Consider the following 22,013-nt stretch of genomic DNA (forward strand, 5'->3'; position numbering starts at 1 on the left):
CATCATTGTATTGGAAAATATTGGACTATTTTTTACGCCTTATGAGCGGCTCCCTCCAAAAATAAAGCTACCAGTTCCTCCGCTAACTCGGCAATCGTTTCATGCATGTCGCGTACACCTTCACGATTTGCCAACATCAGCAAGGACGTAAACGCGTGGGCAAGCAGCATGGGATTGGCAGAACGTAAATAACCGCTGTCCATCTCCCGTTGAAAGTGGGTGGCGAGGACTTCATAGATGCGGACCTCGGCTTCCCGGATCTGGGCGAGCTGATCTGCATTCAGATAGGTATTGGCTTCACGCATCATCGTCTCCGTATCGACGTGGGATTGTTGCATCCGCCCTTCCGCAACTTTCTCCAGCCGCTCTTGCAATGTACCTGGTGCGTCCATACGGAGAGCTGTTTGTTGCATGCCCATGGCCATCATGCTGGTGATTGCAACGGTGAATAACTCCGGTTTGCTGGAAAAATGATAATAAATCGATGCTTTGGTCACACCGCATAACGAGGCAATTTGCTGGAGGGAGACGGGCTCATACCCGTATTCCATAAATAACCGCGAGGCGGTCATTAATATTTTTGACTGGGCTGATGCCTGATCGGCACCGGCCTTAGGCCTGCCCGGCGAGCGGGGAGGGTTCGTTTTTTTGCTCATGGTTACATACCTCTTTACTTATCATGTTGGCTGTACAAAAGTGATCACAAAATTAGGGATTGCATTATTAACCTTCCGGTATATATAATTAAACCAATTATACTATGACCCGTGGTTCATTTCTATATTTATCACATAAAAAACGGCTTCATAGAACCAAAATAGGGAGATGAGGAGACAATGCAAGAAGGTTCGGGCTACGGCCGCTGGGTTGCCGGCAAACGAAGCAAATGGATTACACTGTTGGTATGGATCATCATCGCGGTTGTTCTTGGTGTGGTGTGGCCTGCTGTTGGTGACCGTGAAACCAATAACGCGCAGGATCTGAGTGAATCCAAGCCATCGGTGCAGGCGGCAGCAGTTGCCGAGAAAGAATTTCCCGGCGGCGAAGGTGTTCCCGCTCTCATTGTATGGCGTCAAGCCGGCGGGCTGACGGATGAACAGATTGAGAACATTCAGGCGTTAACGGAGCGACTGGATCAAGATCCGGTGGAGCAGCAGCAATCTGTGGTACCACTATATCAGTTGCCGCTACAGGCTCTGAAAGGTCAGCTTTCGGAAGACGGAAGCACCTTGGTGATGCCGCTCTTTTTCAATCAGGAAGCGGATTCGTCACAGTTGAAGGAAGGTATTGAAGCGCTGGAGCAGAAAACGAAAGACATTTTTGGCTCCGACCCATTTGACGTGGCCATTGATGATGCCAGCGCACTGAGTGCACGGGTCACAGGCCCGGTGGGGATATCCATTGATGCGAGCGGATTGTTCTCATCCGCGGATGTATCCCTGTTGATTGCAACCGTTGTGCTCGTATTGGTGCTGTTACTGCTAATCTACCGTTCGCCTGTACTGGCGATTATCCCGATTATTGCGGTTGGGTTCGCCTATATGGTCACCAGTCCGATTCTCGGATTTATGGCGGATCAGGGCTGGATTACAGTGGACGCGCAGTCCATCTCTATTATGACGGTATTGTTGTTCGGTGCAGGAACGGACTACTGCCTGTTCATGATCTCCAGATTCCGTCAAATTCTCTATCATGAGCCGGATAAAAAGAAAGCTCTCTTCCAGGCCATTACCGGATCATCCGGTGCGATCGCCATGAGTGGATTTACAGTCGTTGCAGCACTACTTGTACTGCTGTTCGCGGAGTACGGTGCGTATCATCGTTTTGCCGTACCTTTCAGTCTGTCCATCTTCATCATGTTTATTGCGAGCCTGACGCTGGTTCCGGCATTGCTGGCAATCTTCGGTCGGGGTTCCTTCTACCCGTTTGTACCGCGTACGCACGACATGGAAGTAGAGCGTGCCAAGAAAAAAGGCAAACCGGCTCCTGCACCCCGCAAAATCAAGGAAAGCTGGATTGGCCGTATAGTAGTAACCAAACCGTGGACAGTTCTGGCGATTACGCTGGTGCTGCTGGGTGGACTGGCTGCTTTCTCTAGCCAGATCAAATTCACGTATGACCTGCTATCTTCTTTCCCGGAGAACGTGTCTTCCCGCGAAGGTTTCAAGGTCATTGGCGAACAGTTCTCGGAGGGTGAACTCGCTCCTGCCAAAGTAATGATCGATACAGAAGGCAGCGAGACAGATCTGAAACAACGTCTGGAATCGCTGGATTACGTAAGCAAGGTAGGTGAAGCGCAGCAGGGTGCCGAGAATGCGAACATCACCGCTTACGATGTGGAATTCAATCTGAATCCATACTCCATGGAGGCGATGCAGCATATCCCGGATCTGCGGGCAACGGCCGAACAGGCGCTAACAGACGCCGGCATTACAGGTGTGGATAGCCATGTCTGGATCGACGGTCAGACGGCTGAGCAGTATGACATCGAAGTAACCGGAGAGCGAGATGCGAGCATCATTATTCCAGTCGTAATTGGAATGATCACATTATTGCTGCTGTTATATTTGCGCTCGGTTGTAGCGACGGCGTATCTGATTGCCACAGTAGTCCTGTCCTACTTCTCCGCACTGGGTCTGGGTTGGCTCATTATTCACTATGGGCTCGGGGCAGACGCCATTCAGGGAGCGATTCCGCTGTATTCCTTCGTATTTCTCGTGGCGCTGGGTGAGGACTACAACATCTTCATGATCTCAAGCATCTGGCAGAAACGCAAAACGATGCCCCTTCGCCAAGCGATCAAGGAAGGTGTGGGTGAAACTGGATCTGTTATTACTTCCGCAGGTCTGATTCTCGCAGGTACGTTTGCCGTACTCGCAACACTGCCGATTCAGGTGCTGGTGCAGTTCGGTATCATCACGGCTGCGGGCGTCCTGCTTGATACGTTCCTTGTACGACCGTTTATGGTGCCAGCCATTACAACGTTGCTTGGAAAATGGGCTTTCTGGCCAGGCAAGTATGTGCCTGTTGCAGAGAAATCCGAAGAGAAACAAAATCAATCCATGTAATCGATGGATGGATTCAGACAAGGGTAGTGGGGCCTCAAGCCTGCTGTCCTTGTCTTTTTACCATTTTCAATATTGGAGATTGGAACGGGAAGGTCTGAGATGGAATGGTGGAACTGTAAAATATCCGAAGAATAAGGCGTGTTTCCTGCTTTCTTTATGTGTGGACGGTTTACGTAGCCAAGGGTTTTGGGACATAATAGAGGTAACGTCAGCCACAGGCAGACGGACGGGATGAACATCAATGGGACAACCAGGGGGAAGGATGAAAACAAGCATGACGAACCAACTTAATGTGTATTTTAACCATGACGGCGGCGTGGATGACCTCGTATCGCTGTTCATGCTTCTGCAAATGGACAATGTAAATGTAACCGGTGTATCGGTTATTCCGGCAGACGGATATCTGGAGCCAGCTACAGATGCCAGCCGTAAAATTATCGATCGCTTCGGCACATATCCCGTAGAGGTTTCGAAATCCAACTCCAGAGGGAAAAATCCATTTCCTGCGGCGTGGAGATTGCACTCCTTCTATGTAGATGCACTTCCAGTACTGAACGAATCCGGCAAAATGGACGCTCCTCTGTCTGCCGTTCCGGCTCACCAGCATCTGATTGAGAAAGTGCGCAACACCGAAGGAAAAACGCTGCTCCTGTTCACAGGACCGCTGACGGACCTCGCGCGTGCACTGGACGAAGCACCAGATATTGAAGAGAAAATCGACAAGCTGGTATGGATGGGCGGTACGTTCGAAAGAGGGAACGTTGAGGAGCCTGAGCATGATGGTACAGCAGAATGGAACGTATTCTGGGACCCGGAAGCGGCTTACCGTGTATGGCAGAGCGGCATCCAGATTGATCTGGTAGCCCTGGAAAGCACGAACAAAGTACCTCTGACACCTGCTGTACGTAACCGTTGGGCTGCAGAGCGTCGCTTTGAAGGTGTTGACTTCCTGGGTAACTGTTACGCAGGATGTCCGCCACTGGTGTACAGTGAAACGAACTCCACGTACTATCTGTGGGATGTGTTGACTACGGCTTCCGTTGGACGTGAGGACATCGTGAAGAAGAAAACCGTGAACTGTATTGTTATCCCAGATGGTCCAAGTCAGGGCCGTACGGTGGAGCAAGCAGACGGACGTCCAGTACAGCTCGTGTATGATACCGATCCGGAAGCGTTCTTCACATACATGACGGATCTGGGCAAAAAAGCTGCTCCGCAGCGCTATTAATTCAGGCAGCCGCGAGGCGAGCCTTCATTAAAGGTACAACAATAAAAAGCCGCAGGCAGGATGAACAGGAATGGAGTAACCCCCATGTTTCCGTTCCCTGCCTTGCGGCTTTTTTTGTATTCATCTAGTGGGCACCATGGATTGCCCGTCTGCTATCGGATTTATATTTTGAATCGGCTTATCAACCCGTTCAATTCACTGGACAACACGCGGAGGGATTCCGCAGATGTGTTCATCTCATCCATCGATTGCAGCTGACCACTGGTTGTAGCGGAAACCTCCTGAATGTTGGAAGAAGACTTGCGCGAGATGTGCTCCATGTCCTCAATGGAAGCTGATACCTCCTCCGCACTTGCGGAGAGCTGCTCGGAGGCTGCGGACACTTCATGCAGACGTTCATTCATCGTTTCAATGCCCGAATGAATGGACGTGAACGAACGTCCTGCTTCCTGAACAACAGCAAGACCGGACTGTACTTCTAATGTACTGGCCGACATATGCGAAGATAAAACGGCAGTCTGGCGAGTAATCTCGGCGATCAGTTCAGTCACATGCTGGGACGATTGCTCCGATTCCCCCGCAAGCTTCCGAACCTCGGAAGCAACAACGGCGAATCCGCTGCCATGTTCCCCGGCACGAGCAGCTTCAATGCTTGCATTCAATGCCAGCAGACTGGTCTGGGAAGCGATACCCTTCATCATGTGAGCTACGGACTCAATTTTGCTGGAGTATTGCGCGAGCTGTGAAGTAGACACCGCCATCTGCGCATTGGCCTGATGAATTTTGTCCATGCGGTCGATTGCCGTGTTGATGTTGGTCTGACCCTGTATCGCGTTATGGGTCGTTTCCTCGGATACATCAGCTACCATGGAAGATGAATTCGCAATATGCTGCATGCTGCGTGTGATTTCCTCCATCGCTACAGTGACTTCTCCTGAGCGTGCAACCTGCTCCGCAGCGCCTTTGGCTGTAAGGTCTGTGTGCTCGGCAATGCGCTGGCTGGCTTCGGCTGTCGCCTGCGAGTGTTTGGACACCCCTTCGGCGGCTTGCAGCAGGGAATCGGAGCTTTTGCGAATACCTGTCATGACATCCCGTGTATCCGTGACCAGATGTTTGAACTCCGAAGCCAGCTGTCCGACCTCATCCTTCCGTCCGAGCTCGACATTGACGGTCAGATCACCTTTGCCTACCTCAGCAATGATCTTCTTCAGTTTCACCAGAGGACGGGTCAAATAATGCGCAAATCCATAGACCAGCAGCACGCTGAGTAATACGATGGCAAGGGCAGTCCAGATCATGGTCATCCGATTACGTGTCATTAGCTCGTAGACGGCAGTGGAGTCCAGGTCAGCACCAACCAGACCAAGCAGCTCCCCATTGGCCCCATGAATCGGTACATAGGCTGTAATCGTTGCGCCGTACTCATCCTGGGTCAGATCGCCCCGGAAAGGTTCATTTTGTGCAAAGGCTTGCAGCATTCCCGCATATTGGTTCTCTTCAGGGGACCCGTAGGGAGAGAAATCATCCTCTTCCACATCCGGAGCAGCGCCATCCACCACGTAATAATACGATGCGGCTCCGTTCTCTTCACGCTTACCAAGCGTATATAGATACTTCAACCCATTGGCCTGGCGAAGCTGGCTGAGTTGTTCGCGCAAAATATCGTAATACTCGGTTTGATCCTGTCCTGTACTGAGCGGCGCATACAGCGAGGTGTCGATGGATTGTGCTGCTCGTTCGGCAACAGCCTGTGCCTGCATGCCCATCGATTGTTCAACCAACTGTGCAGATGAGCGATACATGGTAATGCCAAGAACGGCTCCTGCTGCCAGCATCAGACAGGAAAAAAATAAAAAGATACGCATAAACAAACTGTTCATTAGTAAAAATGCTCCCCCTTGATATGTCAGTCTTTAAAGGCTTAAGTTGAAGCTGGATGAATCGTCTTATTGGAGCTGCTTTTCCTTCTTTGCTAACGTACATATATGTATTTCATTTCTATTTAAAATATCGGCATCTGCATAATAAAGAATTAGCCCCCAGAGCAAGTTGATCCGGAGGCTTATCTCGTTTGAAGCGTATAAATCGATATCCCATCCCTTGGACTCCCCATGATTGCAGGAAACATTTGCTGTTGTTACTACAAAGAGGGCTTTACATCGTCCCGCCACCCTGGCGGATGGAGGCAGGGATCTTTTCAGGCCCCTGGTTAATATATTTATTAATGAAAGTGCCTACTTTGGCATCATCGAATTGGTCCAGCTTCATCGTTTTGGTCCATGCCGTCACGACGACCTCACTGCCCTCGGGGATATCCTTGTTTGGTACAGCGAGGATACCTGATCCAGCTTTACGGAACTTGGCAAGATACTTTAGATGCTCTTTCAGCTCATCACTTGCGTTCTCACGATAATAAATGATGATATCCCCATGCTCCAGATTATGTACAAGGTATGGATAGCCGGGGAAATCCGTGTAGAATCCAAACTTGATATCATGCGGATTATGAGGTCCAGACGTCGGGATGGTCATCTCATATTGGATCGGTTCTTCCGTATGATCTGCCCCGTAGTACTCATCGTCGGTCACCTCGATCGTAGCACCAGCATTCAGATCTGCTACATCATACTTGGTAAGTGCGCCCTGTATGAAGAATAGGACAAACGAAATGATAGACACTCCCAGTAGTGCATGAGCAGTCAGTCGGATGGATCGTGTTTTCTTTTTAATCACAGCTCGTTCATTCTTCTTCATATGTGCCAGTACAGACTTCTGGGTGCGTGAAGACCAGATATAAGCTGCGATGGAGAGCAATAGAACGACTGCACCAACGATAAGCCAAAGGTAGGATGTGCCTGCCTCGTGCTCCATTTGCATATGATTCATATTCATGTCCATATCGATTTCCTCTGCCTTTCCTTAATAAAATGAATGATCACAACAATACACTACGTTTCGTAGTGTTAATAACAATGGAAAAGGTCATATGTAAGATGGAGTGCTCCACACTTCCAATTCTTACGTAAAAAAGAACATACCTTTTACACTACACATTATAGTGTATGAAACGCAACAAGTGCAATCTGCGACGGTGTAAACACAAAAAAGGCCCTCTCGCATAAGCGGGAGAGCCGTCGTAAGAGCTTTAGAACTAGATACTACAGACGACCGTATGGAGAATACATCAGGCCAATCAATCCAATGATCGTACTGCCGAGCAAGCGATAAAGCATATAAAACAAAACAACGTTGGCAATCAACACGCTGTACATGCTGTCGATGGCTGCTTTGGTCCGGTTCAACGGATACTGGAACAGCACCGTATTAAGCGATATAAAGATAATTAAATACGAAACAACGAGGAAGAAGATGGCGATGGAATACGAGATAACAATAAACAGATTTGCCAGAACAAGCGACGCTACAGCGGGTACGAGTAATGTACCGAACTGGGCAACCAGTATTTTAGGACGGAACGTTATTTTTTCAATCTTTAATATGGCATAGATCAATGCTATTGCAACAATCAAGGTAATGGCGGTGAACAACAGCGGTCTGATAAACCCGCTAATGAACAATCCGTTCACATCCATCCGGCCGAATGTAATCAAAACGTATGTAGAGGATAAAATCGCAATCAGAGCCATCGTGATCCAGCCGTTAAGTGAATGCTGTTCACCAACGGTTTTCATGGTTTGATAAGGACGGGTGAGCACACTAAGAAAATAGGATAGATACTGTTTACTTACTTCTTTGGCTTGCTGAACTTTCTCATTTTGTACGATGTTGTTCCACTGATTGGTGTTGTTGTCTCCCGAAGATGTATGATCGTCTGTGCTGGAAGAGTCGGATACGTGCTGTACAGGTCTGGGAGCAGAAGGTGTGTTGGATGAGATGGGAGTGTGAGAAGGTGTCGCCTGTGTGCTCGACCAACGGGTATATTCGGGTTCGGCAGCAGCGGATTGTTGATCCTGAGCGGTATCTGCATTAGGGGAAGAGGGGGTTAGATTAGAGCCGCACCTCTCGCAAAAACTGGCATTTCCATTTTCATGATTACATACTGGGCATTTCATGGCATGAGCCTCCAATTTCATAAATTAAGATCATATAGACATTTTGTCTCATTTTAACGGTTGATGACGAAGTTTGTCTATGTTTTCAAAGGAATTAATATCCGTTATTTTCCACATGGCTGTGTGGTTAAACTGGTTCCCTTATTTTCATATTGACATAAGTATGCGCTGGAATTATGATGTCATTACCGAAATTGATAATCATTATCATTATCATTATCATTATCATTAAATGAACGTTAATCCAAGGTTTGTACTCAGCGACATAATATGTGCAGGTGTACAGGCAAATCAGTTTAACCAATAGGGAGTGTATCGAGTTGAAAAAAATATTGGCATTGCCGGCCGTTGTGCTGGCAACTTCGGTTTTACTCGCCGCTTGCGGCAACAATGAAACTGCTTCGGACAAGCAGGCAGAAACGCCTGTTGCTCAAAGCGAAAATCAAACTTCCACAGAAACTGCGGATGCAGCAGATCAGGAAGCGACCGGGAGCGATTATACAACCGCAGTGGATGGCTATCGCGCGTTTGCAATCGAGCAGATTGATGAATTCGTGAAGCAAACAGAGAAGTTCACGGATGCGGTGAAAGCCGGTGATCTGGAGACTGCCAAATCATTATATGCACCAGCTCGTATGTATTATGAACGAATTGAACCGGTAGCCGAGGCGCTTGGGGATCTGGACCCGAATATCGACGCGCGTGACGGAGATGTGGAGGCTGCCGACTGGCGCGGATTCCACCGGATTGAGAAAGCACTATGGGAAGACAAGACGACCGAAGGCATGAATGACTTTGCGGATACATTGTTAAGTGATGCGAAGCTGCTGCGTGCCAAAGTAGAGACGATGGACATTGATGCAAGCCTGATGGTAACGGGTGCGGTAGAGCTGCTGAATGAGGTTTCCTCTAGCAAGGTAACAGGTGAAGAGGAACGTTATTCCCATACGGATCTGTATGATTTTGCGGCTAATGTAGAGGGGGCACGTGAGATCTATAACCTGCTCAAGGATGATCTGGCTGCCAAAGACAAGGATCTGAATCAGCAGATTTCGGACCGATTCGATGCGCTCGAGAAAGAGCTTGCTCCATTCAAGGATGGAGACGGGTATGTTTCCTATGAGAAGCTGAAGGATGAGGACGTGAAGAAGCTGAGCCAGAACCTGGATGCATTGGCCGAACCACTGTCAAACATGGGACAGGTCCTGGGAGTGTAGAACGATGACCGAGCAGAAAAAGGATTCGCTGAAAAAGCCGTTGTCACGACGTGAAATGTTGAAGCTGACCGGGGTGGCCGGACTGGGTCTGCTCTTGGGTGGAGGCGGTGCCAGCGGTCTGATGGCGCTGGGCCGCAAAAGCAGTCTGGCGGCGTTGGCCGAAACCACGCCAGACAAGGCACTGCCCTTCTATGGTAAGCACCAGGCGGGCATTATTACCCCGGCTCAGGATTTCATCTGCTTTGCCGCCTTTGATGTGACGGCGGGGAGTGCGGATGATCTCCGCCGTCTGTTCAAGAACTGGACGGCGGCTTCCGCTGCCATGGCCGCAGGAGAGATGATTGGTGAACATAATACAACGCTGAATACGCCGCCCACCGATACGGGCGAAGCGGCAGGCCTGACACCGTCACGAACCACGTTGACGTTTGGTGTGGGACCCTCTTTGTTTGACGGGCGCTTCGGGCTGCAAGGCCGGAAGCCCAAGGGTCTGCGCGATCTGCCGGCATTCACAGGAGATGCGCTGGACCCGCAGTGGTGTGGTGGCGACCTGTGCGTACAAGTCTGCGCAGACGATATGCAGGTCGCCTTCCATGCCATCCGCAATCTCGCGCGCATCGCTCGCGGGCATGCGGTATTGCGCTGGACGCAGGAAGGTTTCCAGCGCACAGGCCGAGCTGACCCTGCGGGTGGAACACCGCGCAACTTGCTCGGCTTCAAGGATGGCACCGGCAATCCGGATCCCACGGATGCGGTGCTGATGGACCAGACCGTCTGGGCGCAGCCAACTGACGGTCCAGGGTGGATGGCCGGCGGCAGCTATATGGCCGTCCGCCGGGTTCGCATGCGTGTGGAGGTGTGGGACCGCTCCACACTGAAAGACCAGGAGGCGACATTTGGACGCCACCGGGACAGCGGAGCGCCGCTTGGCAGCCGCGGCGAGTTCGATCCGGTAGATCTGAAGGCCAAGTCTGCCGATGGACAGCCGATTATTCCGGCAACGTCACATCTTCGTCTAGCGAAGGGTGATGGTAGCCAGCAGATTTTACGCCGCTCCTACTCGTATTCGAGTGGACTCGATGCCAAGACCGGACAGCTGGATGCAGGGTTACTGTTCATTAGCTATCAACGGGACTTGGAGAAGCAGTTTATTCCGATTCAGGAACGACTGGCAAAGAGCGACAAGCTGAACGAATATACCGTGCACACAGGCAGTGCTGTATTTGCCTGTTTCCCCGGGATTACGAATGGCGGATATATTGGCGACGCCTTGATCTAATAGAAGGTTAGATCGCACTGAACGGTGTCAGAGGAATAAGGAGGATGACAAAGATGAGCAGGATCGCAGATCGGAAGACGCAGAAGCGTCCGTACAAAGGAAGGTTGATGCGTTCCTTGCTGATGCTGCTGGTGTTCCTGATGGTGGGGTCCGGGGTAATTCGTATGCCACACGCTTCTGCTGAAGGGCTTCAAAACAATGAGCCGTCCGTGCAAAAACAACTGGATAGTCTATTGCCGCCTGTGGGCAGCGCCTTGGTTGAAGCGGGACAGGGCAAGCTGGCAGAAGCCACGGAGGACGTCGCCGAATTCAGGCAACTGTGGGATGCTGCCAGCACGTTGGTGCCGGAGCAGAACGCAGATCAGGTTGCGACGACCGCCAGCGTTGTAGGTGATGCCTTGTCCAAAGCGGAACAGGCACTGTCGGGCAATGATTCTGATGCTGCCAAGAAAGCACTGGCGGATCTTGCCCGTGCGACCAATCAGTACATTGAGGCATTTCAGGGTGCAGAAGAGAGCAGTGATGCAGGCCGTAAAGCGGCTGAAAGGCTGCTGCCAGACGCACGTAAAAGTTTGAGTGCAATGGAACAGGGCGAGTGGACCCAGGCAGAGCTTGCCTATAAACGGATTGTTACGGCTTGGAAAGGCACCGAAGCTCCGATCCGTCAGGATCATTTTGGCGTATACAGCCAGTTGGAGAAAGACATCAGCCTGGTTCGCATTTCAATGCAGGCCGAGCCCCGCAAGGAAGAACAGGCAACAGAGCGTATGCAGGAACTGGTCACGTTGCTCACAGACTACAGTGCAGGGACACTCAAGGAAGGGGAAGTTGAGGATGCGTCGGCTTCCTCTGGTGTTTCTTCATTGTCTGACCTGCTGAAATTACTGGAGCAAATAGAGCAGCAGATTCAAGCGGGGGATACGACTTCTGCCGCAACGGGATTGGAGCAGTTTATCGTGGCCTGGCCTTTGGTTGAAGGTCAGGTGCAGATATCATCTCCCGCTTCATATACGGCCATTGAGAATGAAATGGCGGAAGCATCCGGATATGTCGTCTCCAATCCGCCAAATACGGCGAAGGCAACCGAGGTTGTAACCCGAATGATCAATCGGCTGGAGCCGTTAACGGCTACCACATCATACACGGCTTGGGATGCGGCATTGATTCTGCTTCGCGAAGGATTGGAAGCCATTTTGGTACTGTCTGCATTGCTGGCTTATGCCAAGAAGAGTGGCGAGACTGCGGCCCGGCGCTGGATCTGGGCTGGTGCCGGTAGTGGTCTGCTGCTTAGTGCGGCGCTGGCCGTTGTACTGTCGCTGACCCTGGCTGTGGCATCATCGGGCAGCACACGAGAGATGATTGAGGGGTATACAGGGCTTGCAGCCGTTGTACTGATGTTGACGGTTGGGCAATGGATGCATAGCAAATCAAATACCCGCTCCTGGAATAGTTATGTACAGCGACAGGTAGGCGGTGCACTGGCCCGGGGCAGTTTGTGGTCACTCTTCGCAGTGGCGGGTCTCGCCATATTGCGTGAAGGTGCGGAGACCGCGATCTTTTATATCGGCATGGCGCCTGCAATTGAGACCTCGCAGATGTTGATCGGTATGGGTGCGGCATTACTCATCTTGATTGTATTGGCTGTGGCCATTATTCAGTTCAGTGTACGCCTGCCTGTACGATGGTTTTTCCTGACCGCTACGCTGCTGATTTATTATCTGGTATTTCGATTCCTTGGTGAGAGCATTCACTCCCTTCAAGTTTCGGCAACGCTGGGGGCTCATGTAGTGCCGAGTCTGCCGACGATTGGCTGGCTTGGCATGTATCCGACATGGGAGACGTTTATCCCACAACTGTTGGTGCTGATCTTTATGATCTTCAATCTGATTCGTACAGAAGTACGTTCAGCCAAAGGGGTATCCAAGGCATCCGTGTAGTACGGAGCTGCAGATCCAGATCAGATCGACTGCGTCCTATTTGCGCCATATCATGAGTACACCATACAAAGGGCATCTATAAGTTCCTATAAAATAACCGTATCTTTCACGATCGATTCGACGTGAAAGATACGGTTATTTTAATTTTTTGGAAGTCAATGAGATTGGTTAAACAGTCTGTGGATTATCCCTCATAAGGAGCGTGGGTGTGGACTCCCGTATGATCGGTTTGGTTACGATATGCGAGATCTGATAAGGCTGTGACGGGGTGTCAATCCGGGATAACAGCATCTCCGCAGCCTTGATGCCCATCTCGTTACTGTAAATATGGACAGTCGTTAATGCAGGCTCAATAATTCTGGATTCAGGCGCGTTATCAAATCCGCATATGACAATATCCTGCGGCACCGTTACATTCCTCGCTCTCAGTGCTCTGATTAGATCAACTGCGATAAAGTCGTTGGCGCATACATACGCATCAGGCAACGACTTCAGCTCTGCCACTCGTTCTTTCATCCAGCCGGGCTTCGAGAAGAACAGGCGGTCATCATCCACAATGCATTGGGACAGATCGACCTGCAACCCCGCTTCCAGCATGGCCCGGTGAAAGCCTACCCAACGTTCATTGAAGCTTTTGCAATGATTGTAATCTCCGGCAAATCCAATATTGTTGTAGCCGCTATCAATTAATTTTCTGGTTAACTGATATGTGCTGTGCTCGTTCTCCATCAACAGCAAATCTGCATGGAATTCCGGATAACATACGTTGGAAGCGCAATCGATAAAGATCGTGGGGATTCCCAGATCGGTAATAAGCTGAGTATATTTCAAGTCGAATAACTCAATGCAAATGATGCCGTCCACGTTGGAGATATCAAAATTGTTGGGAAGTGTAAGCGAATCCTGATCAACCTCACGCACGATATGGATAGAAAGATTGTACCCCTCTGCGCTGATTCTTTTCTCTAAACCGCTGATCAACAACGAACCAAAGTGGGAGGTATTGGGCAGATTTTCTGTTAACAGGGCAATATTGCCTGGGGCCTTGGTTACAACATACTCACTTTCCATATAAGCGAACTGTTTATATTTGAGTTCAATTGCTTTTTTAATTACACGATTACGTGTCTCATCGGGAATATTTCCGCTATCATTCAAGGCTTTGGAAGCCGTATTCCGAGAAATGCCCAAGGCATCCGCGATGTCCTGGATCGTAACTTTTTCTTTTGCCATCTAGTGCTTCACCTCTAATGATCAAATGGTCGTCCGTATTCTTATCTAAGTCAAATGTATAATAGATCAGAGCAAATAGCAATCTCAATTTTACATATGCACAATTTAGTTTACATTTTCAAGTCAGATGATGCAGGTCTTATATGTATTCAAAAGCTGCGTTACAAATGATGATCGATTCGAAATATCCTACTAGTTATAAGGATGAAGGCAAATTATAGGATGTTGAATAAACGTTATATATGCAACTCAATGCACACTCAGCACTAAAAAAACACACAAAATGTTATCAAATGCACAATTATTTTTTACAAAATGTATTGACTAATGCCTATATCACCTGATAAATTGTAAATTATTAAATGATCAATTGTAAATATTGAAAGCCCTTACTACAAACAATTGTCAACTTCAGGAGTGAACGGAGGTCATGTGTTGGATAACACAGTGGATACCAAAAAGGGTACGGGCAGGGCGTTGAAAGAGAGGACATCGACCGGTCACAAGCTGCAGCAGCTTAAAAAGAATTATTTTTTGTATTTGTTACTCGCACCAGCTCTGATCCTGACCCTTATCTTCAAATACATCCCGATGTACGGAGCCATTATCGCATTTAAAGATTTTAGTCCGATCAGAGGCATCATGGGCAGTGAATGGGTAGGCTTGAAGCATTTTGAGAAGTTTTTGGCTTCGCCCAATTTTGACGTCATTTTTATGAATACGCTTAAACTCAGCTTTTTTGGGTTGATATTCAGCTTTCCGGTGCCGATTTTGCTTGCACTCATGCTCAATCAGGTACGTAAAGCCGGAGTGAAGAAAAATATTCAATTGTTTCTGTATGCACCCAACTTCATCTCGGTTGTTGTCGTTGTGGGTATGCTGTTCATCTTTCTATCCCCGACTGGGCCGATTAACCAATTCGCCACATGGATTACCGGTCAGCCGATCATGTTCATGTCCGAGCCTGAATATTTCCGCTGGATATACATTTTGTCGGATATCTGGACTGGGGCGGGTTGGGCTTCCATCATCTATGTCGCTGCTTTGGCCAATGTCGATCCGGAGCTTCACAATGCGGCCAATCTGGATGGAGCGAATCTCATTCAGCGTATTCGCCACATTGACCTTCCGACGATTCGTCCGATTATGGCCATCGTATTTATTCTTGCCGCTGGTGGGATCATGTCCATTGGATTTGAGAAGGCCTACCTGATGCAGACGTCCATGAACCTGCCTTCCTCCGAGATCATCGCCACGTATGTCTACAAGGTTGGCTTGCAGTCCGGAGATTACGCTTACTCTGCGGCAGTGGGATTGTTCAACTCGGTCATCAATGTGATATTGCTGGTTACGGTGAATCTGATCGTGAAGAAATTGAATGAAGGCGAAGGCCTCTATTAGGAAAGGAGTGTTATCCATGGTAGTCAAACATACGGGACTGGATCGTCTGATCCTCGCACTGAACGCGATTTTTCTCACCTGTGCTGTACTGGTTGTGGTCGTCCCCCTGATTTACATCGTTGTGGCCTCATTCATGGACCCGACTGTGCTGCTGAATCGCGGACTGTCCTTCAATGTATCCGACTGGAGTCTGGATGGATATCAGATGATTTTGTCCAATCCGGCCATGATTCGAGGTTTTGCGAATGCTGTGCTGTACTCGGTCTCCTTTGCACTATTGACTGTGACCGTCTCGATATTTGCAGGCTATGCATTGTCTGATGAAAGGCTGGCAGGGCGAGGTTTTTTCATGATTATATTTATCATTACGATGTTCTTCGGTGGCGGATTGATCCCCACTTATCTGCTTGTCCGTAATCTCGGCATGCTGGACACCGTGTGGGCCATTATCATTCCAGGCGCAGTCAACGTCTGGAACATTATTCTCTCCAGAACCTTTTTCAAAGGCGTACCGCGAGAACTGAAAGAAGCCGCCAATGTGGATGGCGCCTCCGAGATGAAGATTTTCTTCCAGATCGTCATTCCGTTGTCCAAACCCATTATTTTTGTACTCGCATTGTACGCGTTTGTAGGGCAGTGGAATTCCTATTTTGACGCCATGATCTATCTGGATAATCCCAACCTCCATCCGTTACAGCTCGTACTGCGCTCCATTCTGATTCAGAATCAGGCTGCGCCGGGCATGATCAGTGATCAGCTTGCGATGGCGGAACTGAAACGGCTCTCAGAAATGATCAAATATTCAGCCATTGTCATTTCGAGTTTGCCACTCATCATCATGTATCCGTTCTTTCAGAAGTATTTCGAAAAAGGTGTCATGGTAGGTTCACTCAAATAGTGAACAGCCTGAAATATAGCAAGTTAGACCCAACACAATCCACGGAGGTCATTATCATGAAAAAAGTGAATAAGTCCAGAAAAGCCGCTACCACGGCATCCATCTCCATGCTGTCTGCCATGCTCCTGCTCTCGGCGTGTGGTGGGGGTGGAGGCGGTGCAGCGAGTGAAGCCCAATCACCTGATGGCAAAGTGACATTGAATTTTATAACACAGAGTTCTCCACTGGCTCCCGCTGATCCGAACGAGAAGCTGATTAACAAGAGACTCGAAGAGAAGACCAATGTGCATATCAACTGGAAGAACTATACGAGTGATGTGTTTGCGGAGAAAAGAAACCTGGCGGTAGCCAGCGGTGATTTACCAGATGCCATCTTTGACGCAGGTTATGGAGATTATGATCTCCTGAAACTGGCGAAGGATGGGGCAATCATTCCACTGGAGGACATGATTGAGCAATACATGCCCAATCTTCAAAAGGTACTGGAGGAAGCTCCTGAATACAAGAGCATGATTACGGCTCCAGACGGACATATTTATTCCTTTCCCTGGATTGAGGAGCTCGGAAGTGGCAAGCAACGGATACAGGCGGTTGATGACTTACCCTGGATCAACGTGGAGTGGCTGAACAAGCTCGGACTGAAGATGCCAACGACAACCGAAGAACTGAAAGAAGTGCTGATTGCGTTCAAAACCCAGGACCCGAACGGCAATGGCAAGGCCGACGAAATTCCGTTGTCCTTCATTAACAAGCCGGGCGGAGAAGATCTGACATTTCTCTTTGCGGCATTTGGACTCGGGGAGAACTGGGACCACACCGTGGTGACCAACGATGGCAAAGTGGTATTTACGGCAGCGGATGAAGGCTACAAGGAAGCGGTCAAATACATTCATGAACTGGTTCAGGAGGGTCTTGTGGATGTGGAAGCCTATCAGCAGGATTGGAATACCTATCTGGCCAAGGGTAAAGACAATAAATACGGCATGTACTTCACTTGGGATAAGGCCAACATTACAGGTATGAATGATACCTATGATATTCTGCCTCCGGTTGCTGGTCCCAATGGAGAGAATAATGTCGCACGTACGAACGGTATAGGTCTCGACCGGGGACGTATGGTTATTACGAGCAGCAATAAAAATCTGGAATCCACAGCGAAGTGGGTGGACCAATTGTACGATCCGCTCCAATCCGTGCAGAACAACTGGGGAACTTACGGTGATGAGACACAACAGAATATTTTTGAATTGGATGAAGCCAAAGGCATGCTGAAGCATCTCCCGCTGGAAGGCGCTGCACCTGTTGAGCTCAGACAGAAAACGAGTATTGCAGGACCGCTGGCTATTCTCGACAGTTACTATGACAAATACACAACCAAACCGGAAGATGCCGCATGGCGTATGGAACTGCTCGATAAATATATGGTTCCACACATGAAAGCAGAAAACGTCTATCCAAGCGTGTTCTTCTCGATCGATGAACTCGACCGCCTTTCCACCATTGAGACTGATCTGTTCGCCTACGTGCTGCGTATGCGCACGGAATGGTATCAGAATGGAAAGATCGATCAGGAGTGGGATGCTTATCTGAAAGAGTTGGATCGTCTTGGCTTGCAAGAGTGGCTGCAGATTAAACAAGCGGGATATGACCGCAACACCCAATAAAACAAACTGGATGAGGAGACTATGCCGTACATAGCATTAGGGTGCGTGAGCGAAGCGAAGTCTCCTCTTCAACGGTTTGAATCAAAGGAGTAAACCAATATGTCTACCATTTCAACAACCGATTACCGGGGCATCTATCACTTCTCACCCAAGGAGAAGTGGATGAATGATCCCAATGGCATGGTATTTTTCAAAGGTGAGTATCACTTGTTCTATCAGCATCATCCGTTTGGCACAACATGGGGACCGATGCATTGGGGGCACGCGGTGACCAAGGATCTGGTTACCTGGGAAGAGCTTCCTGTGGCTTTGGCGCCGGATGAACATGGCATGATATTCTCCGGCAGTGCCGTGGTGGACTGGAACAATACGTCCGGATTCTTTGACGATGAGCCAGGACTGGTGGCTATTTTCACCCATCATCAGGAGGTGCCAAACGATCATCCGATTCAGCGGCAGAGCCTCGCATATAGCAAGAATAGCGGCAGAACATGGATGAAATACGAGGGCAATCCGGTACTGGAGCATGAGTCATTCGTGGATTTCCGTGATCCCAAAGTTTTCTGGCATGAGCAGACCAAGGAATGGATTATGATTATCGCTTGTGGTCAGACGGTATGTCTGTACCATTCTCCCGATCTGAAGGATTGGACTTTGGGCAGTGAATTCGGCGCCGGGATCGGTTCGCATGATGGCGTCTGGGAGTGCCCTGATCTGTTCCCACTAGCCGTGGATGGAGATGCGAGCCAGGAGAAATGGGTGATGCTCGTCAGTATTGGTGCAGATCCGGCCTTCAAGGAAGGCTCCAGAACGCAATACTTCACCGGAGATTTTAATGGCATTACATTTGTTCCTGATGAAGCTTCCCATACCGTTCGCTGGTTTGATCATGGTCGGGATAACTACGCAGGGGTCAGTTGGTCCGACATTCCGGCAGAGGACGGCAGACGCCTGTTTATGGGCTGGATGAGCAATTGGATGTATGCCAATCAGACACCAACCGAAGGTTACCGCGGCGCGATGACCATTGCGAGAGAGCTGACATTGGAGAAAAGGGACGCAGAAGTCCTGCTGGTTCAGCGTCCTGCACGCGAGCTGGAGCAAGCCCGCACAGCAGTACTGTCCTTACAGAATGCTTCCATCAGACAAGTGAGTGAGCAGTTGAACACCTTGCGCCTTGTAAACTATGAGATTTATGCGGAATGGGCTTCTGATCAATCTGTTCAATTTGCATTACGAAGTGGTTCAGACAACGAAACGCTCATAGGCGTGGACGCTAGCCAGAATGAGGTATATGTTGATCGCAGTCGATCGGGTATTAGCGATTTCCATGAACATTTCCTGGGCCGCCATGCAGCTGGATTAAAAGCAGTGGACGGTAACCAACATGTGCGTATTTATGTGGATTACTCATCCGTAGAGGTATTTGCGAATGACGGGCAGGCGGTTATTACTGATCTGATCTATCCGGATGAGGGTAGCAAGGGAATTTCTGTTCAGTCCGAAAATAAGGATTTAGTATTTGCTTCGCTTCATATATACGAGCTATCCCCCATCCGAGCTGAAGGTCAATCGGAATGAGTTCGAGGGAGATCGAATCCTTTTACATTGCGGAGTCCATCACGAATGTCGCGTCTGCTTCATAGTTTTTGATACCCATTGAGACGTCCCAGAAGGGACGGATGCATGTTCACTTATTTTGCTAAGAGACTGCACCGTTCTTTGTGGGATTTTTTTGTCTCATCTACTATATGAAAAGAGGGAATGCTCATGAAATTTATGTTCCGATCCATCGGTTGTGTTCTATTATCATGTGTCCTTGGTTCATCTTCTGCTACAGCTTATCCCACAGTAATGGTTATGGAGACAGATGCCTCGCAAATGATAGAACAGACCTCCGAGGGCTCAGTGAAACAACACGAGGAGGCGGTTCAAATGTTAACCAAAGTGTCCAAGGCAGCAACAAATTTGTCGGATTGGACATTGCAGGGCAAAGGCAGTATGGAAGATACGGATGAGGGACTACGTCTGGCTTCCGATGCCGAGGAGAATGTGATGGCCATATCAGCCACACAAGCCGATAATTTTATCTATGAAGCGGATTTGATGATTCAGGATATGAAAGCGGATACGAGCCTTATTTTTCGATCCAATGATACAGGCTGGTCTTCATATATGCTGCAAGTGGTTCCCCAGGCTGGTGTGATACGTCTAAGAGATGCAAGTGGACAGCCGGGAACGTTAAATATAGAACATAAAGCAAGCCTGGAATCTGGAGGTATCTATCATCTGAAGGTGAAAGCGGACGGGGAGCGCCTTCAGGTCTATTGGGATAATCGGTATGACCCGGTGATTGATGTGAAGGACAGTGCGTACTCGACAGGAAAATTGGGGCTGCACGTTTGGGATGGGTCTGCTTTGTTCCAGAATGTGCAGGTTAGCATCATGAATGGCAACATGGGCAAACCGATTAGCAGCATAGGTGAATGGCAGCCGGATTTGAAAGGCTACAGAGGTAAAGGAAACGATCAGGGAAAAGGAAGAATCATTTACGAGAAGGCGGCGTCTGATTTTGTATATGAAGGAAATATATCTCTGGCCAATGCGAGTACCTCAGCAGCGCTGCTATTCAGGGCAAATGCAGAAGGAACGAAGGGATATGAAGCAGCCCTGATCCGGGAAGGAGAAGAAGCTCGGGTACAGCTTCGAAAAGCGGACGGAACCGTGCTCGCCAGCTCGAATCGTAAGGTTCCAAGTCAATCGGGGGCGAGGCATCACATCGAAGTTATAGCCTCGGGCAGCCTAATTCAGGTCTATGTGGATGGGTACACACCTGCCGCTCTTGAGGTCACAGATAAAAGCTACGCTAATGGAAATACCGGACTAGTCGTTCAACAAGGCATGGCTTATTTTCAGGATATCTATGTGACGGAAGAGTCGGTGTATTACAAGGAGAACTATCGTCCCCAGTACCATTATTCTCCGATTCGGGGATCGGCAAGTGATCCGAACGGGTTGGTTTATTATGAAGGAGAATATCATCTGTTTCATCAGGATGGAGGCACCTGGGCTCATGCAGTCAGTTCTGATCTCATAAATTGGAAGCGTTTACCCATTGCCTTGCCCTGGAATGATCAGGGTCATGTATGGTCGGGATCAGCGATTGCTGATCTGAATAATACATCTGGTCTGTTCACGGATTCGGGCGGAAAAGGTCTGATTGCGTACTACACGTCCTATCATCCGGATAAGCCTGGAGGCAATCAGCGCATCGGTCTTGCCTACAGTATCGATCAAGGACGGAACTGGCAATACGCTAAAGATCGTCCAATTGTCATTGAGAACCCTGGCAAGAATGGTGATGATCCGGGAAGTTGGGATTTCCGCGATCCGAAGGTCGTCCGGGATGAGGATCATAACCGCTGGATAATGGTCGTGTCCGGCGGGGATCACATTCGGTTCTTTACTTCAACGAATCTGCTCGATTGGACCTTAACCGATAACTTTGGATATGGCGAGTACGTTCGTGGTGGTGTATGGGAATGTCCCGATCTCATCCAGCTGCCTATAGATGGAACGGGTCAACGTAAGTGGGTGCTTATGATTAGTACAGGAGCCAATCCGAAGACCCAAGGCTCTGATGCGGAATATTTTGTAGGCGAGCTGACAGCTGAAGGGAAATTCCTGAACGATAATCCGGCTGGGCAGGTGTTGAGAACGGACTTTGGCAAAGAGTTCTACGCATCAATGTCCTTCGCAAATATGCCCGATCAACGGAAAGTGATGCTTGCATGGATGACGAACTGGGATTACCCGTTTGAATTTCCAACCTCTTCTTGGAAAGGACAACTGACCATACCGAGAGAAGTCTCTCTTCGAACCACGGATGAAGGAGTACGTTTGGTACAAACACCGATTGCTGAACTCCAGACACTGCGACATAGCCTGTATAGTACACAACAAATGAGAGTTGGACCAAAAACAAAAAATCCGCTGGATGGCCTAACGGCGGGGG

At 49.1% G+C, this 22,013-nt stretch carries 15 protein-coding genes; 10 read left to right on the forward strand and 5 right to left on the reverse strand.

Annotated elements, in window-relative coordinates; genetic code table 11:
• Positions 1–32 precede the first annotated feature (32 nt).
• Positions 33–656 carry a TetR/AcrR family transcriptional regulator gene (locus AMS66_RS21500; protein WP_053782723.1) on the reverse strand — a complete coding sequence of 208 codons (624 nt, stop codon included), beginning with the start codon at positions 654–656 and terminating at the stop codon, positions 33–35.
• 180 nt (positions 657–836) lie between these two features.
• Here AMS66_RS21500 and AMS66_RS21505 point away from each other — a divergent pair, with 180 nt between their 5' ends.
• Positions 837–3,068: an MMPL family transporter gene (locus AMS66_RS21505; RefSeq protein WP_053782724.1), complete on the forward strand. Its 2,232-nt coding sequence runs from the start codon at positions 837–839 to the stop codon at positions 3,066–3,068.
• Positions 3,069–3,342: 274 nt separating this feature from the next.
• A complete protein-coding gene (locus AMS66_RS21510; protein WP_053782907.1) occupies positions 3,343–4,296 on the forward strand; it encodes a nucleoside hydrolase in 954 nt (317 codons plus the stop codon).
• A gap of 161 nt (positions 4,297–4,457) precedes the next feature.
• Here the strand turns inward: AMS66_RS21510 and AMS66_RS21515 are convergent, their stop codons facing one another.
• The 3 genes from AMS66_RS21515 to AMS66_RS21525 all read right to left on the reverse strand — a co-directional run bounded on the left by AMS66_RS21515 (position 4,458) and on the right by AMS66_RS21525 (position 8,369).
• On the reverse strand, positions 4,458–6,176 hold the full coding sequence (locus tag AMS66_RS21515) for a methyl-accepting chemotaxis protein (protein WP_053782725.1): 1,719 nt from the start codon (positions 6,174–6,176) through the stop codon (positions 4,458–4,460).
• Positions 6,177–6,450: 274 nt separating this feature from the next.
• A complete protein-coding gene (locus tag AMS66_RS21520) occupies positions 6,451–7,182 on the reverse strand; it encodes a DUF3105 domain-containing protein (protein ID WP_201782210.1) in 732 nt (243 codons plus the stop codon).
• 272 nt (positions 7,183–7,454) lie between these two features.
• Entirely contained in the window at positions 7,455–8,369 is a 915-nt protein-coding gene (locus AMS66_RS21525) for a zinc ribbon domain-containing protein (RefSeq protein ID WP_053782727.1), read from the reverse strand.
• Between the two features lie 320 nt (positions 8,370–8,689).
• Between AMS66_RS21525 and efeO the strand changes: the two genes are divergently transcribed.
• The 3 genes from efeO to AMS66_RS21540 are packed head-to-tail and all read left to right on the forward strand — an operon-like array spanning position 8,690 to position 12,802.
• A complete protein-coding gene (efeO, locus tag AMS66_RS21530; protein ID WP_053782728.1) occupies positions 8,690–9,586 on the forward strand; it encodes an iron uptake system protein EfeO in 897 nt (298 codons plus the stop codon).
• Positions 9,587–9,590: 4 nt separating this feature from the next.
• A complete protein-coding gene (gene efeB / locus AMS66_RS21535; protein WP_053782729.1) occupies positions 9,591–10,865 on the forward strand; it encodes an iron uptake transporter deferrochelatase/peroxidase subunit in 1,275 nt (424 codons plus the stop codon).
• Between the two features lie 53 nt (positions 10,866–10,918).
• Positions 10,919–12,802, forward strand: a complete 1,884-nt coding sequence (locus tag AMS66_RS21540) for an FTR1 family iron permease (RefSeq protein WP_053782730.1) — start codon at positions 10,919–10,921, stop codon at positions 12,800–12,802.
• A gap of 168 nt (positions 12,803–12,970) precedes the next feature.
• Here the strand turns inward: AMS66_RS21540 and AMS66_RS21545 are convergent, their stop codons facing one another.
• Positions 12,971–14,035, reverse strand: a complete 1,065-nt coding sequence (locus tag AMS66_RS21545; protein ID WP_053782731.1) for a LacI family DNA-binding transcriptional regulator — start codon at positions 14,033–14,035, stop codon at positions 12,971–12,973.
• Between the two features lie 477 nt (positions 14,036–14,512).
• On the opposite strand from AMS66_RS21545, the gene AMS66_RS21550 reads away from it, so the two are divergent.
• From AMS66_RS21550 to AMS66_RS34070, 5 genes are all read left to right on the forward strand, one after another.
• Complete coding sequence (locus AMS66_RS21550; protein ID WP_236703576.1) at positions 14,513–15,436, forward strand: ABC transporter permease; 924 nt, start codon at positions 14,513–14,515, stop codon at positions 15,434–15,436.
• A gap of 16 nt (positions 15,437–15,452) precedes the next feature.
• Positions 15,453–16,334 (forward strand): carbohydrate ABC transporter permease, encoded by an 882-nt coding sequence (locus tag AMS66_RS21555; protein WP_053782732.1) that lies wholly within the window; start codon positions 15,453–15,455, stop codon positions 16,332–16,334.
• Positions 16,335–16,390: 56 nt separating this feature from the next.
• Positions 16,391–17,998 (forward strand): ABC transporter substrate-binding protein, encoded by a 1,608-nt coding sequence (locus AMS66_RS21560; RefSeq protein ID WP_053782733.1) that lies wholly within the window; start codon positions 16,391–16,393, stop codon positions 17,996–17,998.
• Positions 17,999–18,097: 99 nt separating this feature from the next.
• Positions 18,098–19,579: a glycoside hydrolase family 32 protein gene (locus tag AMS66_RS21565; protein ID WP_053782734.1), complete on the forward strand. Its 1,482-nt coding sequence runs from the start codon at positions 18,098–18,100 to the stop codon at positions 19,577–19,579.
• A gap of 354 nt (positions 19,580–19,933) precedes the next feature.
• Positions 19,934–22,013: glycoside hydrolase family 32 protein (locus tag AMS66_RS34070; RefSeq protein ID WP_236703558.1), on the forward strand; the 2,080-nt coding region annotated here is incomplete at its 3' end.

Source organism: Paenibacillus xylanivorans (assembly GCF_001280595.1).
GTDB lineage: Bacteria > Bacillota > Bacilli > Paenibacillales > Paenibacillaceae > Paenibacillus > Paenibacillus xylanivorans.